The organism is Fundidesulfovibrio sp. (assembly GCF_058402725.1).
Map to the genome: position 1 here is coordinate 1 of NZ_JBZVFJ010000357.1, position 2,204 is coordinate 2,204.

The 2,204-nt window shown below is 69.2% G+C and carries 2 protein-coding genes; both read right to left on the reverse strand.

What is annotated here, in order from left to right:
• The coding region (locus ACV4UX_RS19605; protein ID WP_491594955.1) for a DUF2169 family type VI secretion system accessory protein at positions 1-1,256 on the reverse strand (1,256 nt) is incomplete at its 3' end.
• A 45-nt stretch (positions 1,257-1,301) separates the two neighbouring features.
• Positions 1,302-2,204, reverse strand: a 903-nt coding sequence (locus tag ACV4UX_RS19610) for a hypothetical protein (protein ID WP_491594956.1), incomplete at its 5' end; no start/stop codon positions are given.

Here is a 2,204-nt window from a genome sequence, read left to right on the forward strand (position 1 = left end):
CGCGGGGGCGGAGGCGGGGCCGTGGGGATGCTGATGCCCTGCTTGGCCAGGATGCCCCGCACCTTTTCGAGCATGGCCTCCATCTCGGGGTCCGGGATGGGCGGCGGGGGAGGCGTCTCGGCCTGGGGGGGGGAAGCGGAGGCCGGGGCCGCCTCGGGTGCGGGCGCTGGCGCGGAGGCCGGAGCCGCCTGGGAGGCGGGTTCCGGCTGCGGGCCGGGGGCCTGGGGCTCCAGGGGCGCGCCGCCCAGCACGTCGAGGTAGTGCTGGCGGGGCTTGGAGGGCGCGTCCTGGGGCTCCAACTCGGCGCAGACGTGGGTGACGTCGCGCGCGCCCTGGCTGGAGACCAGGAGCATGGAGCGCCAGACGCAGAGCATGAGCCTGCGCTCGGGCAGGAGCCAGACCGTGTCCCAGTGGGGTTCCAGTTCGTCGAAGCTCACCCGGTCCATGATTTCGCGACGCACGTAGGCCCTGGCGCGCAGCCTTGGCAGGCGGGTGCGCAGCACGGGCTCGCGGGGGTGCATGTTGTGGATTTCCACGTCCTCGCCGCCCCGGAAGTAGCCTTGAATCCACTGGTCCTGGCAGGCGGTGTTGATGAGGTCCAGGTCGTAGTCGGGCGCGATGTAGGGCCAGTGTTCCGCGAACCATTTGCCGCCGTAGGTTCCCAGGCCCTTGCCGCGCCAGAAGCGCAGGCTGCCCAGCAGGCCGAGTCCGGCGGGTTCGGGGCGGTCGTCGGGGTGGGCCACAAGCTGGCGGGGGTCCTCCTGGTTGGGCAGGGGGCGCAGGATTTCGCCCGTGGGCAGTGTCACGGGGACCGCGCCCTTGCCCAGGCGGTTGCGGTTGTAGCCCTTGCCGCCGAAGGCGCGCTCCCAGCCCAGGGGCATGGAGGCGAAGGGCGCGGGGTCGGTGGCCTGGGTCATGCTCCCCTGCCCCACCCAGTAGCGGTCGCCGAAGACGGCCAGGCGCTTGGAGAGGCCGCCCACGCGCACGAACACCTCGCAGCCCCGGACCGGCGCGCCGCCCGGCGCGTGGCAGCTGCCGTGCACGATGAACTCGCCCCGCGACTTCAGGTAGCCCTCATCGAACACGTGGGGGCCGCAGGCCTCCTTGAGGGCGGTCCAGAGCGCGTCCTCCCCCAGGGGCTGGTCGGGCTCGTCGAAGGAAAAGGCCCCGAGGAGATTGACGAACAGCAGATTGTCCTTGTTGTAGACCGTGCAGCGGTGCGTGAGGGAGAGCTTCTCCGGCTTGATCTTTTTCACCGTATGGACTCCGCGTCCGCCGACGGGCGGCCGCCGTTGGGCGCGCTATTTCTTCGGATTCTTGAACAGGTTGAAGAAGGGGTCGTCGTCGAGGTCGTTCTCCTTGCCGGAGACCCGGCCTCCCGAGTTCACATTGCCGTCCACGTTGGCCTTGCCGCCCACGTTGAGGTCGCCCTTCACGTCGGAACTGCCGGACGTGGACTTCCCGCCCACGTTCAGGTCGTCCTTCACGTCCGCGCTCTTGGTGGTGGTCTTCCCGCCCACGTTCAGGTCGTCCTTCACGTCTGCGCTCTTCGTGGTGGTCTTGCCGCCCACGGTGAGGTCGTCCTTCACGTTGCCGCTTTGCGCCGCGATCGATTTGGCGTCCATGCCGCCGGTGATCGTCACGTCGCCGGTCACGCTCAGGTCGCCGGTCTTGGTGCCCTTGAGGGTGGTGGCTCCGTCAACGGTGAGGTCGCCCGTGATGGAGGCCCCTCCCGCCCCGCCCAGATAGACCTTGCCGCCCTGGACCTTCACCAGTCCGCCCATGATGTCCACCTTGCCGCTGGCGTTCAGCAGGACATCGTTGGCGTTGATGTTCACGCCCGTGGTCTTGGCCTGGGCGGAGGCCAGGGCCACGAGGTTTTTCTGCACTTCCACGGTGGCGGAGCCGTCCGGGGCCTGGAGAAGCACCTTGTGCTTGTCCAGCTGCACCGTGGACTTCTCCTGGCCTTCGATGGCCTGGAGGGTGACCACCGGCGCGCCTTGTGCGGTCGCGTCCATCTTCAGCTGGCCCGCGTCGGGGATGAGCAGGGAGACGAGGTTGGCGTTGCTCATCACGAGCATGGAGGGCTCCGGACCGGCCCCGGTGGGCTCCATGTTCACGAGCCGGATGCCCGCCGCGTCCTGGCGGAACTGCAGGAACGACTCCACGTTCTGCTTCGCCGCGTTCTGCCCTACGGCCTTGAG